General features: G+C 66.5%; 17 protein-coding genes. 9 read left to right on the top strand and 8 right to left on the bottom strand.

All coding sequences use genetic code 11. From position 1 onward, the window contains the following. Positions 1-162: 162 nt before the first annotated feature. The gene (locus tag FQU96_RS36890; protein WP_146546423.1) at positions 163-1,323 is read right to left on the bottom strand and encodes an FAD-dependent oxidoreductase; all 1,161 of its coding nucleotides are present in this window, start codon (positions 1,321-1,323) and stop codon (positions 163-165) included. Between the two features lie 81 nt (positions 1,324-1,404). Here FQU96_RS36890 and FQU96_RS36885 point away from each other — a divergent pair, with 81 nt between their 5' ends. Next, positions 1,405-2,097 (top strand): hypothetical protein, encoded by a 693-nt coding sequence (locus FQU96_RS36885; protein WP_146546422.1) that lies wholly within the window; start codon positions 1,405-1,407, stop codon positions 2,095-2,097. 172 nt (positions 2,098-2,269) lie between these two features. On the opposite strand, the gene FQU96_RS36880 is transcribed toward FQU96_RS36885, so the two are convergent. The 5 genes from FQU96_RS36880 to plsY all read right to left on the bottom strand — a co-directional run bounded on the left by FQU96_RS36880 (position 2,270) and on the right by plsY (position 5,512). Then, positions 2,270-2,731, bottom strand: a complete 462-nt coding sequence (locus FQU96_RS36880) for a GNAT family N-acetyltransferase (protein ID WP_218575019.1) — start codon at positions 2,729-2,731, stop codon at positions 2,270-2,272. Further along, a complete protein-coding gene (locus FQU96_RS36875; RefSeq protein ID WP_146546421.1) occupies positions 2,728-3,729 on the bottom strand; it encodes an ornithine cyclodeaminase family protein in 1,002 nt (333 codons plus the stop codon). The genes FQU96_RS36880 and FQU96_RS36875 overlap by 4 nt, the downstream gene beginning before the upstream one ends. Next, entirely contained in the window at positions 3,729-4,139 is a 411-nt protein-coding gene (locus tag FQU96_RS36870) for a lipopolysaccharide assembly protein LapA domain-containing protein (RefSeq protein ID WP_146546420.1), read from the bottom strand. The genes FQU96_RS36875 and FQU96_RS36870 overlap by 1 nt, the downstream gene beginning before the upstream one ends. A gap of 61 nt (positions 4,140-4,200) precedes the next feature. Beyond that, positions 4,201-4,545 (bottom strand): integration host factor subunit beta, encoded by a 345-nt coding sequence (gene ihfB / locus FQU96_RS36865; protein ID WP_146546419.1) that lies wholly within the window; start codon positions 4,543-4,545, stop codon positions 4,201-4,203. Positions 4,546-4,843: 298 nt separating this feature from the next. Beyond that, complete coding sequence (gene plsY, locus FQU96_RS36860; protein ID WP_146546418.1) at positions 4,844-5,512, bottom strand: glycerol-3-phosphate 1-O-acyltransferase PlsY; 669 nt, start codon at positions 5,510-5,512, stop codon at positions 4,844-4,846. Between the two features lie 40 nt (positions 5,513-5,552). On the opposite strand from plsY, the gene FQU96_RS36855 reads away from it, so the two are divergent. Next, positions 5,553-6,299: a leucine-rich repeat domain-containing protein gene (locus FQU96_RS36855; RefSeq protein WP_146546417.1), complete on the top strand. Its 747-nt coding sequence runs from the start codon at positions 5,553-5,555 to the stop codon at positions 6,297-6,299. 21 nt (positions 6,300-6,320) lie between these two features. On the opposite strand, the gene FQU96_RS36850 is transcribed toward FQU96_RS36855, so the two are convergent. Beyond that, positions 6,321-6,752, bottom strand: coding sequence for a hypothetical protein (locus FQU96_RS36850; protein ID WP_218575018.1), 432 nt, complete (start codon positions 6,750-6,752; stop codon positions 6,321-6,323). Positions 6,753-6,885: 133 nt separating this feature from the next. Here FQU96_RS36850 and FQU96_RS42370 point away from each other — a divergent pair, with 133 nt between their 5' ends. After that, the gene (locus FQU96_RS42370) at positions 6,886-7,062 is read left to right on the top strand and encodes a hypothetical protein (protein WP_178131007.1); all 177 of its coding nucleotides are present in this window, start codon (positions 6,886-6,888) and stop codon (positions 7,060-7,062) included. 138 nt (positions 7,063-7,200) lie between these two features. Beyond that, entirely contained in the window at positions 7,201-8,973 is a 1,773-nt protein-coding gene (gene ybaL, locus FQU96_RS36845; RefSeq protein ID WP_146546416.1) for a YbaL family putative K(+) efflux transporter, read from the top strand. Here the strand turns inward: ybaL and FQU96_RS36840 are convergent. After that, positions 8,970-9,815 (bottom strand): RMD1 family protein, encoded by an 846-nt coding sequence (locus tag FQU96_RS36840; RefSeq protein ID WP_146546415.1) that lies wholly within the window; start codon positions 9,813-9,815, stop codon positions 8,970-8,972. The genes ybaL and FQU96_RS36840 overlap by 4 nt on opposite strands. A 186-nt stretch (positions 9,816-10,001) precedes the next feature. Here FQU96_RS36840 and FQU96_RS36835 point away from each other — a divergent pair, with 186 nt between their 5' ends. The 5 genes from FQU96_RS36835 (at position 10,002) to FQU96_RS36815 (ending at position 15,527) form a co-directional block, all read left to right on the top strand. After that, complete coding sequence (locus FQU96_RS36835; RefSeq protein WP_146546414.1) at positions 10,002-11,585, top strand: ABC transporter substrate-binding protein; 1,584 nt, start codon at positions 10,002-10,004, stop codon at positions 11,583-11,585. 99 nt (positions 11,586-11,684) lie between these two features. Then, a complete protein-coding gene (locus tag FQU96_RS36830; protein ID WP_146546413.1) occupies positions 11,685-12,683 on the top strand; it encodes an ABC transporter permease in 999 nt (332 codons plus the stop codon). Further along, positions 12,680-13,609, top strand: a complete 930-nt coding sequence (locus tag FQU96_RS36825) for an ABC transporter permease (RefSeq protein WP_146546412.1) — start codon at positions 12,680-12,682, stop codon at positions 13,607-13,609. Before FQU96_RS36830 ends, FQU96_RS36825 begins: the two co-directional genes overlap by 4 nt. A 111-nt stretch (positions 13,610-13,720) precedes the next feature. Continuing rightward, positions 13,721-14,686, top strand: coding sequence for an ABC transporter ATP-binding protein (locus tag FQU96_RS36820; protein WP_255468779.1), 966 nt, complete (start codon positions 13,721-13,723; stop codon positions 14,684-14,686). Between the two features lie 229 nt (positions 14,687-14,915). Beyond that, entirely contained in the window at positions 14,916-15,527 is a 612-nt protein-coding gene (locus FQU96_RS36815; protein ID WP_146546410.1) for a class I SAM-dependent methyltransferase, read from the top strand. Positions 15,528-15,536: the final 9 nt, after the last annotated feature.

Here is a 15,536-nt window from a genome sequence, read left to right as displayed (position 1 = left end):
AGATGAGCTGCGCGCCTTTGGCGCGCGATGGCGTTTTTTCTCTGTGTAACCTCTGTGTCTCTGTGCCTCTGTGGTTCGTCTTCCGGCCGGCGGGCCGCTCGTGCCTATGCGATCGCCTGTCGTCCAGGGGAAAGATAAAGCGACATACGCCGCGCGCCAGCCCTAAAGACTCCTCGCTGCGCTCGGAATGACGGATGCCTCGCCCGCCGCATACTGCGTGAAGGCCTCGGCGCTGCGGCGGCCGGCCACCATGTCGGCGAAGGCCTCGCCCAGGCAGGCACCGAACTTGAAACCGTGGCCCGAGCAGTTCGACATCGCCCACGCCGCCTTGCCCAGCGGCAGGGACTGGAAGGTCTCGCGGCCCGGCCGGCGGTCGACGGTATAGAAGCAGACCTTGCCCTCGGCCATGCGGTAGCGGTCCAGCCCGCGCAGGCGGCCGCGCGCCTGGTCGAACACGGCGCGGGTTTCGTCGATGCCGGCAATGCGCGGATCGCTCTCGGCATCACCGGTCCGGCTGAACAGGTGATCGCCGATCTTGAGCCGTGTCTGGATGCCATCGGGCGCCACGACCGGCGGCACGAGATAGAAGCCGGTGGCGCGCTCGGCGCACAGCAGCGACGGGTGCGTTGCCCAGGCGCGCGCCAGATCGTCGGGCAGGTCGACATAGGCCAGCACCTGCCGTGACGGCTCGACCTTCGGCGCCAAGGCCGGCGCCAGCGCCGCTGCCCAGGCGCCGGCGGCCACCAGCACGAGGTCGGCGCCGAGCGTCTCGCCATCTGCGAGCCGGATCGTGCCGGTATCGGCATCGACGGACGCGACCGGGGCGTGCGGCCGCAGGACGGCGCCCTTCTCCGCCAGCCAGCGGGCCAGCGCCGCGATGATGCGGTCGGCCAGCAGCACGCCGCCTTCGGGCGAGAAGAACGCGACCGCGATGCCGCGCGGCTCGACCAGCGGGAAGCGCTCGGCCAGCTGCCTGGCGTCCAGTTCCTCGACCGGCAGCCAGTCGGCCTTGAGCGCCTGCAGCGACGTCGCCACCCAGTCGTCGGTGAGCGCACTCATCGACAATGCGCCGGTGTCGATGCGCAGCTTCACGCCAAGATCGGCCCACATCCGGTCCCAGGCGGCGTAGGCATGCGTGATCATCCGCATGTAGCCGGTCTCGGCGCCATAGGCGCGGCGGATCAGGCGATGCGAATCGACCGACGTGCCACGCGGGTTGGGGATCGCCCCCTGTTCCAGCACCGTCACGCGATGGCCGTCCCGCACCAGCGCCCACGCCGCGCCCAGGCCGGCGATGCCGGCACCTACAATCAGGACGTGCATGCCGGTATGTCTCCTTCTCTCCGCCCGTTTACCCGTCTACAGTGCCTGACCAGATCGAATGACCTTCCAGGCGTCACATAAATGATCGAGCGTCGTCAAGCGGCCCTGTTTGCACTCGCGTTCTGCGCCAACGCTTTTTCCCTCGGATCCAGCAGCGCCCAGATCACTGACGCGATGAGGCGGCCGGACAATCTTATGATTGTCCTGCGCGAATCTGGCGGCAGCAACAAGCCAGACGAAAGCCTCAAGCCGGTGGGCAAAGGGAAGGTGATTTTCGACGGCCAGGAGCGTGAAGTGCAGTTCGCTTGGTTCTTCTATCTCGGCGATATGCACGTGCGCTTCGTGTACGACAGCACAAACGTCATGGCGAACCTCACGATTGAGGACTTTGAGAAGTTGAGGCTCAGTCCCGACGAAGCGCTCCGTTTGGCAGTTGCCAACATCAAGCGTGTCTATGGGAAACCGGGCATTGTGCCGTGGACCGGGGGCCTGATGCAGGTCAAAGGCAAATCGCCCGATGTGGACAGCAGCTATTTTCTGGACCGTGAATTCTGGCGTGGGCTGCTGAAACAGAACCCCGCAGGTGTAGTTGCGGCGGTTCCCAAACGCGGCGGTTTGCTTTTCGCACCGCTGTCCGACGCGAAGGCGGTGGACGGCCTGCGTAAGGGCATCGCTTACCTGCACAGCAGCAGCGAGCGCATGCGTGTTTCATCGGCGCTCTATTTGTTCAAAGACGATCACTGGACCGTTTTCCAGGCACCCCAAGCGCAATAGCCGACCGCATCACGCGATCAAGTGGTGGTCAGATCAATCAGGATGGCGCTGGCGACGGCTGGGACCGCGCCGCTCCAGCGGCGCTCAGGCGAAAGCAAAGCCAGAAGAGCGTCGCTGGAGCGACGCGGTCCCAGCCGTCACCAGCAGTATTGAGCCCTACATTGACACCATCTCACGGCGGCGCCGTCCACCGCATCACGAGATCGGGCTCGCGTTCCTCATTGGTCGCGCCGTCGCTGAACGCGGCCTCGACGAAACCGCGGTTCAGGTAGAACGCACGGGCGCGCTGGTTGCGTTGGAAGACGTGGAGCTGCAGCGTCCCGCCCGCCAGGCGCTTGGCGTCATCGAGCAATAGCGAGCCGGCGCCGCTGCCCTGATGCGCCGGCGCGATGTAGAGATGGTCGAGCCAGCCGTCATGGACCACGGCGAAGCCGGCGACCTGGCGGTCGGCCTCGGCGATGCGCACGCGCCGGTCGCGCAGCAGGACATGGGTGATCCAGGCGCGCGTGTCATCGTCGCTGTGCACGACCGCCAGCCACGGCATGGCGGCGCGCCGCGCGGCGAGGAACAGGTCGGTGGTGGCCTCGGCATCGCGCGGCGTCGCATCGCGCAGTTGGTACGCCGCCGCGGTCACGAAGCGGTCTGCTCGACCGCCAGCTCCGCCGCGGCAAGGTCCTCCAGGGCGGCGCCGACCGACTTGAACAGGGTGATCGACTGATCATCGCCCGGCTCGCGGCCACGATGCTCGCCGCGACACAGTGCGAACAGGTCGGCCAGCACGTCATCCTCCTCCAACTCGCCCGACTGCAGCGGCTGGACGATGTCCCCGGCCTCCTTCAGCGCGCCGGCGCGGGTGTCGACGAAGACGCGGGCGGCGCGCACAGCGGCATCGTCGCTCTCGCGCATCTGCGGCGTGTAGGCGCCGACCAGATCGACATGCTGGCCCGGATGCAGCCAGGCGCCCTCGACCAGCGGCGTCTTGCTCAGCGTGGCGCACGAGATGATGTCGGCCGCGCCCACCGCCGCGGCACGATCGGCGACGCTGCGCACCTGCACGGCGCGGCCCAGCGCCCGGGGCAACGACTCGGCCAGGCGGGCGGCCAGCGCCTCGGCATGGGCCTGCGTGCGGCCCCAGATCGCGACCTCCTCGATCGGCCGGATCTTAGCGTGCACCCGGATCAGCTCGGGCGCCAGGGCGCCGGTGCCGATCATCAGCAGGCGGCGGCTGTCGGGCCGCGACAGGAAGCGCGACGCCAGGCCCGAGGCACAGGCCGTGCGCCGCTTGGTCAGCACGGTGCCGTCCAGCAGCGCCAGCGGCGCGCCCGTGGCGCTGTCGAGCAGCAGATACTGGCCGTAGATTGCGGGCAGGCTCTTGAGCCCGTTGTCGGGGAAGACCGTCACGATCTTCACGCCGATGTGGCCGGCCGGCTGGCCGCGCTCCCGAGGGGGCGTGGTCCAGGCCGGCATCAGGAGCAGCATAGCGTCGGCCGAGCCCGGGCCGGTCGGCGCCGGCATGGGGTGATGGTGTCGCACCGGCATTTCAACGCCGGCCCGGAAGGTGGCGGCCAGCCGGTCGACCAGCGCGATGTCGTCAAGCGCGGCGTCGACCTGCGCGGCGTCGAGCAGGCGCATCAGCCGCGCGCCCGCGCCGGGTCCATGCCCTCGGGATCGACCAGGGCCTGCTGGCGCTCCAGTGCCCGTACCTCGGCCACAGGCGGCTCCTTGGCCGCCGCCACTTTTTTGGCCGCCTTGTCGCGCGCGGCGATATCGGCCTTCAACGCCGTGACCTCACCGGTCAGGCGCTCGGCTTCCCGCCGGCGATCCCGCGCCAGCCGGCGATGCGCCCGGCCGGACACCCAGCCCATGGCCAGGCCGACCAGCACGCCGACCAACAGCAGCAGGACAATCGCCAGGTAGAGCGGCATGACCACGAAATCGGTGAACGGCCACAGATGCAGTTCGACCGGCGCGGTGTTGCTGACAGCAATCAGCGCGCCCACCAGCAGCACAATGCCGAGACAGATGCGGGACAAGGTTTTCATGCCGGCACCCTAGGATAGCCGGCGCCTGCCTGTCATCCCGCCCTTGGGGACGACAGTCACCTCAGTCGACGTCGTCCTGGTCGGTCTGCGGACTGATCTGCAGGCCGGCGGCCAGCTGGGCAGCGAACTCGCGGTTGATGCGATCCCGTAAGTCCTTGCCCGTCTTGAAATAAGGCACTCGCTTTTCGGTGACCGAGACGGCCTCGCCAGTGCGCGGATTGCGACCAGTACGCGAATCGCGCTGCTTCACCGAGAAGGCGCCGAAGCCACGCAACTCGACCCGATCACCACGCGCCAACGCGTTGGTGATCTCGTCGAAGATCGTCGCCACGATGCGCTCGACATCCCGTTGATACAAATGAGGGTTGAGCGCAGCCAGTTTGGCGATGAGTTCCGACTTGGTCATTGAGGACGATGCCTTCACTCCGACTGTTCCCGCAGGATCCCAGTGAAACAACAGGTTGTGTGATTATGCCGCCCCGGACCCCAAGCGTCAACCCTATGTCATTGGAATATAGAGATATTTTTGGAGTGTCAATCCCCGGGTAAAATGTGCTTCGGCGGCGCATTGCCGTGTTGGAGGTCACAAACGTGTGTGATCAGCGCTGAGATGGAAGACCGACATCGTTGGGTTTTCACCCCTGCCCTTCTTCTGTTCCGGCATCGGGAAAATCAAGAGAGCGCTCTCCTTCAGCACGAGAGCCTCACCGGACAGGATTACCTTGCCCCAGACGCGGCTCCGTCCCGGCCAGCAGCCGCTGAATATTGGCGCGATGGCGCACGATCACGTAGAGGCCACCGGCGATCACCAGCAACCGATAGGGCAATGGTTGCTCCAGGCCGCAGATCAAGGCGATCGCCGTCACCGCCGCGAGCATTGAACTCAGGGAGACAATCCGGGACGTCGCCAGCACGGCGCCGAAAACCGCCGCGGCGCCCAAACCGACCGGCCACGATATCGCCAGCAGCACGCCCAGCCCCGTCGCAGCGGATTTGCCGCCCGTGAAATTCAACCAGACCGAACGACCATGCCCCAACAACGCGGCAAGGCCGGCCAGGCCAACAGCCCATGGCACCCCGCTGGGCAGGTCAAGCGCAGCCGGCGGCGTGATGGACGACGATGCATGGAGCCAGGGATAGAACCAGCCGGCAAAGACGATTGCCCCGGCGCCTTTCAGCACATCCACCAGGAGCACCACCAAGGCAGGCCATTTCCCCAGGGTTCGCAACACGTTTGTGGCGCCCGTGGATTTCGAGCCGTGCTCCCGGATGTCGATGCCCTTGAGCAGTTTTCCCGCCCAATACCCCGTGGGCGTCGACCCCAGGAGATAGGCGATCACCAGCCCGGCCACACTCGCGATCCAGAAGACCATAGGATTTCACCTCGGCGCTTTCATTTCAGACCAATCATGCGTGACCTTCTCACTGCCGTCTTGGCCAAGCTGCAGCGGCACCAGCCCCCTTGAAAAGGGTTCGAGGCCGGCTCAGGGTCGGCCGATGACGAGCACCACGGGACCGCATCTCTCGCTTTGGAAACAAGGTCTCGGTGTCGTTCCCGATGCGATCTGGGATCGAACCGACCTTCGCAGCCTGGTGCTGGCGGACAACGGCCTGGCCCGGATATCCGAACGCGTTGGCGCATTGCGCAACCTGCGCATGCTCGATCTCGGTCACAACCAGCTTCACGACGTTCCGTCCGAACTGGGACACCTCGAAGCCCTGAGCGATTTCCTCTACCTGCATGACAACCGGCTCTCGACGCTGCCCGCAACCCTGGGCCGCCTGACCGCGCTGCGCTATCTCAACATCAGCGACAATGCCTTCGAGGTCCTGCCCGAGGCAGTCACCCAGATGTCAGGCCTGATCGAGTTGCGCGTTACCGACAACCAGCTCACGCACCTGCCGCCGTCCATGGCGCGACTGACGCGGCTGCGCGAACTGCACCTGCGCAACAACCGGCTTACCGAGCTCCCGGCAGCGATCGGCTCAATGCTCGAGCTCCGCCAGATCGACCTCCGAGGCAACCCCATCACCCAACTGCCCGACGCCTTGCTGGCGTTGCCGCGTCTCGAAAAAATCGACCTGCGCTGGGTAACCACCCTGAGCCCACCCCGATGGTTCGCCGAACTCGAAAGTCGCGGTTGCGCCATATACCTCTAGCCACGAAGCAAATGCTCTTTTTCATCGTTTGGTCTCGATCGAAACCGGTCGTTTTGCGCCGATGATGATCTGGTACTCCGCTTGTGCGGCGAACTTCGCCAGCGACCATACGGCGGCGAGGCCGACCCGGCGACTGAGATGGATGGCCTGGTCATCGCCAACATAGACCGCAACATGTGCGCCCCAGGCACTGCGCGTACGATTGAAGAGCAGCAGATCGAGCGGCTCATATGCATCGGCCGCGATCGTGTGCGCCGTGTCGTCCCACAGATCACTTGAGCGCAGATGGGGGACATACCGTCCGAAGTGGCGCAGCAACTCGTAGGCGAAGTTCTGGCAATTCGCGCCGGCTTCAATGCCCACCAGGATGGGCGAGCCGCGATCATGGGCGGTGTCGTAGGGTATCTTCCAGAACCGATCTGGAATATCAGAAATGATCGTGCTGACGGTCATGGCGCCCTCACATCCTGCCTCGGCACCGGCGCAGTGTATCCGAGAGGGGCTACGCTGGAGCCACCGCAATGGCGTGAGCGTGTCGCGACCCGGTAACAGGTGTGTGCCAAGCCACTGATAAGGTGAAGGACACGTGACGAAGGACACAGGCGATGAGGACCGCAGGCGGCACGAAAGCTTCACGCCCTACTTCGATTGGCGCCACAACCTTTTCGGCAACAACCTGGGCGCGGCTACGCTTCAACTGGTGGCGGGCGCCGCCATCGTATCAGTCATCTTCGCGCTGATCTGGACCTGCGTCGTCGGCTAGGCGAAACCAGCCGTCCGCATCCCTGACATGGCCGTTTCGCGGCTCGCATGACACCGTGCGATGTGGCACGGTGCCGGGGGCGGCATCGGTCGTCTCTCCACCCATCCCTTGATCGAACGGGGAGCGCGCCGCCGACACATGCCGCATCACACACCGCTGATCGAGACCATCGTCGCCGGCATCGGGCTTGCCTTCCTCCTCGGCGCGCTGGCCAACCGGCTGCGCCTGTCGCCGCTGGTCGGTTATCTGATCGCCGGTGTGCTGGTCGGGCCGCATACACCCGGGTTCGTTGCCGACCAGACCCTGGCGCCGGAACTGGCGGAGATCGGCGTCATCCTGCTGATGTTCGGCGTTGGCCTGCACTTCTCGCTGAAGGACCTGATGTCGGTGAAGGCGATCGCCATTCCCGGCGCCCTGGTCCAGATCGGCTTCGCAACCCTGCTGGGCATGGCGCTGGCCTGGGCCATGGGCTGGGGCCTGGGCGCCGGCATCGTGTTCGGCCTAGCCTTGTCAGTGGCCAGCACGGTGGTGTTGCTGCGGGCGCTGGAGGAGCGCCGCATCCTGGAGACCGATCGCGGCCGCATCGCCGTAGGCTGGCTGATCGTCGAAGACCTGGCGATGGTGCTGGCCCTGGTGCTGCTGCCCGCCGTCGCCGGCCTGCTGGGCGGCAAGGGGGCTGACGGCACCACCGCACAGGGCGCACCGGCCATCCTGGAGGCGCTGGCGATCACGCTGGCCAAGGTCGCAGGCTTCGTGGCCCTGATGCTGGTGGTCGGCCGCCGGCTGGTGCCCTGGATCCTGCACCATATCGCGCATACCGGGTCGCGCGAACTGTTCCGTCTGTCTGTGCTGGCGATCGCGCTGGGCGTCGCCTACGGCGCGGCGTCGTTGTTCGGCGTCTCCTTTGCATTGGGCGCTTTCTTCGCCGGCATGGTGATGAGCGAGTCCGATCTCAGCCAGCAGGCCGCCGCCGAGGCGATGCCGCTGCGCGACGCCTTCGCGGTGTTGTTCTTCGTCTCCGTCGGCATGCTGTTCGACCCGATGATCGTGCTCCACGATCCGCTGCCCATGCTGGCGGTGCTGCTGATCATCCTGGTCGGCAAATCGATCGCCGCCCTGCTGATCGTGCGTGCCTTCAAGCACCCCATGGGAACGGCGCTGACCATTTCCGCCAGCCTGGCCCAGATCGGCGAATTCTCCTTCATCCTCGCCAGCCTGGGATTGAGCCTGGGCCTGCTGCCCAAGGAGGGCCAGGACCTGATCCTCGCCGGCGCCATCCTGTCGATCCTGGCCAATCCGCTGATTTTTGTGGCTGTCGACCGGTTCGGCCCGCGCCTGGAGCGACGCGCCACGACGACCGCGACCGTCGAGGTTCCGACGCCAGCGGAACCGGAAGATGACCTGCCGATGACAACGCAGACCGACCATGCCGTCATCGTGGGCCACGGGCGGGTCGGCAGCGTGATCAGCGAGGCCTTGCGCGAGGATGGCTGGCCGATCCTGGTGATCGAGGATCGACGCGAGGTGGTCGAGGCGCTGCGCGAACGCAATATCGCCGTGATCCGCGGCAACGCCGCGGCGCCGCCGGTGCTGGCGGCGGCCAATCTCGCCGCGGCGCGCTGCCTGTTCGTGGCCATTCCCGATGCCTTCGAGGCTGGCCAGATCGTGCAGCAAGCGCGGGCCCAGCGTGCCGATCTCGAGATCCTCGCCCGCGCCCATTCCGACGCCGAGATCGAGCACCTGCGCGCCTGCGGCGCCACCGCCACCGTCATGGGCGAGCGCGAGATCGGACTGGGCATGGTGGCGCGCGCCAAGGAAACGGCAGCGGCGTCGGCTAAGGCGGGCGTGTCGCCCGCTTCTGGTTCGACGCCCGGCACCGATGCGGGCGAGGCGCCCGCGCTCCCGGGCTAGTGCGCGCCCTGAACGAAAAGGCCGTACAGGCTGAGCAGGATCTCGAACGCGATCAGCAGGATGATGGCCCACTCCAGGCGAAGGGCGTGGCGCGTGTCGACGACCTGCAGCAGCGAGGTGACCGACTCGTTGATCAGCGTGAACTTGCGACCCAGCGCGCGGCTGCGTTCGACGATCTCGTATTCGTCGGCCAGGCGGGCATACAGGCGCTCGAGCTGCGGGTGGTCCCACAGCAGGTCGGGCTTGTCTTCCGCCTCGACCCTGACCGTCATGCGCTGCATGGCCGACAGCACGTGGCCGACCTGCCGCAGCAAAGCGGCACCCTTGGTCACCACGCCGCCGCGGTCACGCAGCTGGAAGACGAAGGGTTCGATGCGATCCAGCGCCGCGGCAACGGCATTTTCCTGATGCGCCAGCACGACGCTCTTGGAGAGCGCGCTGGCCACGATCTGAAGATGCTCCATCGTGGCGTCCGGCAGGACGATCGCCTCCGTCGTCGCGGCGGCATCGGCCGCGGCACCGCCCAGCACGATTTTGACCTCCTCCGTCGCCGGGGACACCTCCGGCGCAACGACGCGCCCGTGCAGGGACTCGAGGAGCCGGCGTTCGGCGACCGCGTCGAGGCCCACCAGGGCGACCACGCCATAGCGGAAGACAAACACCAGACCGCCATCGGGCGGCTGCAGGGTCACCGGCGTCGTGGTGGCCCCGGTCGCCGCACCCAGGCCGCGTGTGTCGATGCGCTCGCCCACCAGGATCGCCTTCAGGGTCCATTCCGTACGTCCTGCCAGCATCCTGAGTGCCTGCGCAGGCCCATCTGCCGCCACGCCGCCGTCGGTCATGGGTCACCCCTATCGCCAGTACCGAAATGTTACGTGGGAACGGCCGCAGCGACATGACAGAGGACACGGGGCACATGACACAGGGGTGAACGCGATCGCCTTGCCAAGGACGCGCCGGCTGCCTAGGAATCGCAGGACGAACGAAACGACGGCGCAGCGTAGGGTGCCGGGTACAGGGAGCTTGTCATGATCCATCGCAAGGCTGGCGCGGTGCTGGCCGCCGCCGTCTTTTCCGTCGCTCTGGCGGCGTGGCCCGCGGTCGCACAGGAGCTGAAAATCGGCCTGTCGACCGAACCCAGTTCGCTCGATCCGCAATACCACAACCTGTCGCCCAACAATCAGATCGCGCTCAACATGTTCGAGGCGCTGGTGGCACAGGATCCGGAACAGAACCTGCAGCCGGCACTGGCGGTGTCGTGGAAGGCGGTCAACGACACGACCTGGGAATTCAAGCTGCGCGAGGGCGTCAAATTCCATGATGGCTCGCCGTTCACCGCCGAGGACGTGGTGTTCACCATCGAGCGTGCCGCCAAGGTGCCCAACGCGCCCTCGCCCTTCACGCAGTTCACCAAGCAGATCGTCGGCATCGACGTGGTTGATCCCTTGACCGTACGGCTGCGCACGGCGGCGCCGGCACCGCTGCTGCCGGTCGACATGGTGGCGATCCGCATCCTGTCCAAGAAAGCGGCGTCCGGCCCAGCGCCGGAAGGCAAGACCACCGAGCAGCTCAACCGCGGCGAAGGACTGGTCGGCACCGGGCCGTTCAAGTTCGTCGAATGGTCGCGCGGCAACCAGCTGGTGGTCGAGCGCTACGACGGCTATTGGGGTGCGAAAGCGGCATGGAAGAAGGTGATCTTCCGGCCGCTGACCAACGCCGCCACCCGCGTCGCCGGCCTGCTGTCGGGCGATGTCGACTTCATCGAGAACCCGCCGACGGTCGACCTGCCCAAGCTGGCGACCAACGAGCGCGTGACCCTGGCGCGGGCGCTCTCCAACCGCATCATCTACATCCATCTCGACCAGTTCACCGAGCCCACATCAGGCATTCCCGACGCCGGCGGCAAGAACCCGCTGAAGGACAAGCGCGTGCGCCAGGCGTTGTCGCTGGCGCTCGATCGCAATGCCATCGTGCAGCGCATCATGGAAGGCTTCGCGGTGCCGGCCGGCGACCTGCTGCCCTACCCGATGTTCGGTACGCGCAAGGACACGCCGGTCGAGAAGGTCGACGTGGCGCAGGCCAAGAAGCTGCTGGCCGAGGCCGGCTACCCCAACGGCTTCTCGATCACGCTCGGCACACCCAACGGCCGCTACATCAACGACGCCAAGGTGGCCGAGACCATCGCCGCCCTGTGGACCCGCGTCGGCGTGAAGACACAGATCGAGGCCTCGGCGCCGCCGGTGTTCTTCAAGAACCGCGACGAGTTCAAGTACAGCGCCTATCTGGCAGGCTGGGGTGCCAGCACCGGCGAGATGTCCGATCCGCTGCGCGCCCTGGTGGCGACGCCCAACCCCGAGCGCGGCATGGGCGGCACCAACAAGGGCCGCTATTCCAATCCGGCCATGGATGCCAAGCTGGTCGAGGCGCTGCGCACGGTCGACGACGAGAAGCGCCGCACCCTGCTGCAGGAGGCGAGCAAGCTCGCCATGGACGATCATGGCATCCTGCCGCTGCACTTCGAGGTTTCGGTGTGGGCCATGAAGAAGGGCCTGACCTACAAAGGCCGCGCCGATCAGTACACGCTGCCCTACATGGTCACGCCGGCACCGTGAGGCCTATGAACTGGATACCGCTCACCTGTCATCCCGAGCGCAGCGAGGGATCCAGGGTGCGGCGCCTAGATCCCTCGCTACGCTCGGGATGACAGCACGATGCTGGTCTTCATCATCCGCCGTCTGATGCAGGCCGTCGTGGTGATGGTCGTGATGTCGGCGCTGGTGTTCGGCGGCATCTACCTGATCGGCAACCCGGTGGCGATGCTGATCAGCGACCAGGCGAGCGAAGCCGATCGCCTGGCCGTGATCCGCGACCTGGGCCTCGACCAGCCGATCTGGCAGCAGTACCTCACGTTCGTCGGCAAGGCCCTGGTCGGCGATTTCGGCAAGTCGTTCCGCGCCGGCGAGCCGGCGATGCGCCTGATCTTCCAGCACATGCCCGCCACCCTGGAGCTGGCCGTGATCGCCATGACGATCGCCGTGCTGATCGGCGTGCCGCTGGGCCTGTACGCCGGCCTGCGGCCCGACAGCTTCGGTGCGCGCAGCATCATGACGGTCTCGATCCTGGGTTTCAGCCTGCCGACGTTCTGGGTCGGGCTGATGCTGATCATGCTGTTCGCGGTGGCGCTGCCCGACTGGATTCCAGGCTGGCCGCGCCTGCCCTCGTCGGGCCGCGGACCGACCGTCGATGTCTTCGGCCTCAAGCTGAGCTTCCTGACAGCGCAAGGCTGGCTGCATCTGCTGCTGCCGGCGATGACCCTGGCGCTGGCCAAGGGTGCGCTGATCATCCGGCTGACGCGCGCCGCCACCCGCGAAGTGCTGCCGATGGACTATGTGAAGTTCGCGCGCGCCAAGGGACTGCGCGAACGGCGCATCGTGGGCGTGCACGTGCTGAAGAACATCGCCATCCCGATCGCCACGGTCACCGGGCTGGAGCTGGGCCAGGTCATCGCGTTTGCCGTCGTCACCGAGACGATCTTTTCGTGGCCGGGCATGGGCAAGCTGCTGATCGATTCGATCCTGCTGCTCGACCGGCCGGTGGTGGTGGCCTATCTCGTGATCATCGTGTTCTTCCTGGTGTTGCTGAACCTGCTGGTCGACATCCTCTATTCGGTGCTCGATCCGCGCGTGCGCCTGGACGCGACCGCCCGATGACCGATCTCGCCGCCGACAAACTGCCCACCACGACGAGCCCCGCGGCCAAGGTCGAAACGCCGCTGCGCCGCTTCATCAGCGCGTTCTGCGAAAGCAAGCTGGCGCTCTTCGGGCTGGTGCTGGTGATCATCATCGCCATCGCGGCGGTGCTGGCGCCGTGGCTGGCGCCGCAGAATCCCTATGACATCGCCAAGCTCGACATCTTCGATTCGAAGATGCCGCCCGGTTCCGCCAGCAGCGACGGCACGCTGACCTACTGGCTGGGCACCGACGGACAGGCGCGCGACATGCTGTCGGCCATCATGTACGGGCTTCGGGTGTCGCTGCTGGTGGGCGCCGTATCCGTCGTGGCGGCGCTGGCGATCGGCACCATGGTCGGGCTGGTGGCAGCGTATTTCGGCGGCCGGGTCGATGCCTTCCTGATGCGCTGCGTCGACATCCAGCTGTCGTTTCCCGCCATCCTGGTGGCGCTGATCCTGCTGGCCGTGCTGGGCCAGGGCGTCGACAAGGTGCTCTACGCCCTGATCGCGGTGCAGTGGGCATATTTCGCGCGCGCCGCGCGCGCCGCCGCCCTGGTCGAGCGCGAGAAGGAATATATCGAAGCGGCACGCTGCCTGGCGCTGCCGCAACGACGCATCCTGTGGCGCCATCTGCTGCCCAACTGCCTGCCGCCCCTGATCGTGATCGCCACCGTCGAGATCGCGCACGCGATCGCGCTCGAGGCCACGCTGTCGTTCCTCGGACTGGGTGTGCCGGTCACCGAACCGTCGCTGGGCAAGCTGATCGCCAACGGCTTCGAGTTCCTGATGGCCGGCAAGTACTGGATCGCCCTGTTCCCCGGCGTAGCGCTGGCCATTGCGTTGATCGGTATCAACCTGGTCGGCGACCACCTGCGCGACATCCTCAATCCGCGGAACGCGCGGTGAGATGTTGTCATGTCATCCCGAGCGCAGCGAGGGATCTCCTGCGAACGGAGGCTCTGTTTCGGCGAGATGTCTCGCTGCGCTCGACATGACGGACTGAAGGGACGACAGCCAGTGACCGCTCCCACCCTGAAACTCGTGAACCTCAAGACGCACTTCTTCACGCGCGAGGGTGTCGTGAAGTCGGTCGACGGCGTCGACTTCGAGGTCAAGGCCGGCGAGGTTCTCGGCCTGGTAGGCGAGTCCGGCTCGGGCAAGAGTGTCACCGGCTTCTCCATCCTGGGCTTGATCGACCCGCCGGGCCGCATCGTCGACGGACAGATCCTCTATCGCGGCGAGGACCTCACCAGGGCGACCCCGGAGCGGCTGCGCGCGCTGCGCGGCAAGAACATCGCCATGGTGTTCCAGGATCCGATGATGACGCTCAACCCGGTGCTGCGCGTCGATACGCAGATGATCGAGGCTGTGCGCGCCCATGACGATGTCGATGATGCCGCGGCGCGCGCCCGCGCGCTCGCGGCGCTGGCCCAGGTCGGCATCCCCTCGCCCGAGGCACGGCTGCGCAGCTATCCGCACCAGTTCTCCGGCGGCATGCGCCAGCGTGTCGCCATTGCCATCGCGCTGTTGAACCGGCCTGATCTGATCGTTGCCGACGAACCCACGACGGCGCTCGACGTCACCATCCAGGGCCAGATCCTGTTCGAGATGCGCAAGCTGTGCCGCGATACCGGCACGGCACTGATCTGGGTCACGCACGACCTCGCCGTCGTGGCCGGACTCGCCGACCACATCGCGGTGATGTATGCCGGCCGCATCGTCGAGCACGGGCCGACTGCGACGATCCTCGAACAGCCGCGTCATCCCTACACGCGAGGCCTGATCGGCTCGGTGCCGACGCGCGGTCATCGCGGCCAGGCGTTGTTCCAGATTCCCGGCATGGCGCCATCGCCCCTGCGGCTGCCGCCGGGCTGCGCCTTCCAACCGCGCTGCGATCGCGCCAGTGATCAATGCGCGACAATGCCCGACCTGCGCGACATGGCGCCTGATCATCACGCACGCTGCTGGCATCCCGTCGCGTGATGGACGTCGACGCGTCCCAAGAAGTCTGCACGGCAACGCAATCTCGGATGCACCAGTAGCCGACCGCGGCGCTGCGACTTTCGCATCTGCACCATCACGCGGTTGACACCGGATCGTGGTGCGCGTGTGCTGCGGATATCGCGCACCGCCGCCTCACCCAGTGGGTTGCCGACGCAACGCATTGTGGCTGGTGGCGTTGATGGAAGAACCACAAAGACCGGGGGTCACCATGCGAAGCATCACCACCAGTCGCAAGCCGATCTTCGCCGACCCCTGGCATTTCCTGCGCGGCTGGTGTCGCGCACCGTTGGCCGTCGGTTGGCCGCTGGCCAGCAGCTGGTGGTCGGCCGAGCGCATCGCCGAGGCGACACTGCAAGCAGCGCGCGGCAGCGGTCCCGTCGTCGAGCTGGGTGCCGGCACCGGCCCGGTTACCGAAGCCCTGCTGCGGCTGGGTTGCGCACTCGATCGACTGGTCGTTGTCGAACGCGATGCCGAGATGTGCCGGTTCCTGGAGGCACGCTTCCCGGGCCTGCGCGTCCTGCAGGGCGACGCGTTGCGCCTGAAGGAAACCTTGGCACGCGGCCGTGTCACATCGACCAGCGTGACGTTATGCGGCCTGCCGATGCGTGTCGTGCCGCCGGACGCCTCGACGCGATGCTACGGCGACGCCTTCGCACTGATGCCGCAGGATGGCGCCGTTATTCAGTATACCTACGGCCTGCGTTCGCCGCTGGCACCCGCTGCCCTGGCAGCGCTCGACCTGCGCGCCACCTTCATCGGCCGCGAATGGCGCAACGTGCCGCCGATGGGTGTATGGCGCTACCAGCGGCGTGTGGTGTAGAACGCTGGG

The sequence above is a fragment of the Reyranella sp. CPCC 100927 genome, assembly GCF_007859315.1.
Lineage (GTDB): Bacteria > Pseudomonadota > Alphaproteobacteria > Reyranellales > Reyranellaceae > Vineibacter.
This window is presented reverse-complemented; position numbering and strand designations above follow the sequence as displayed.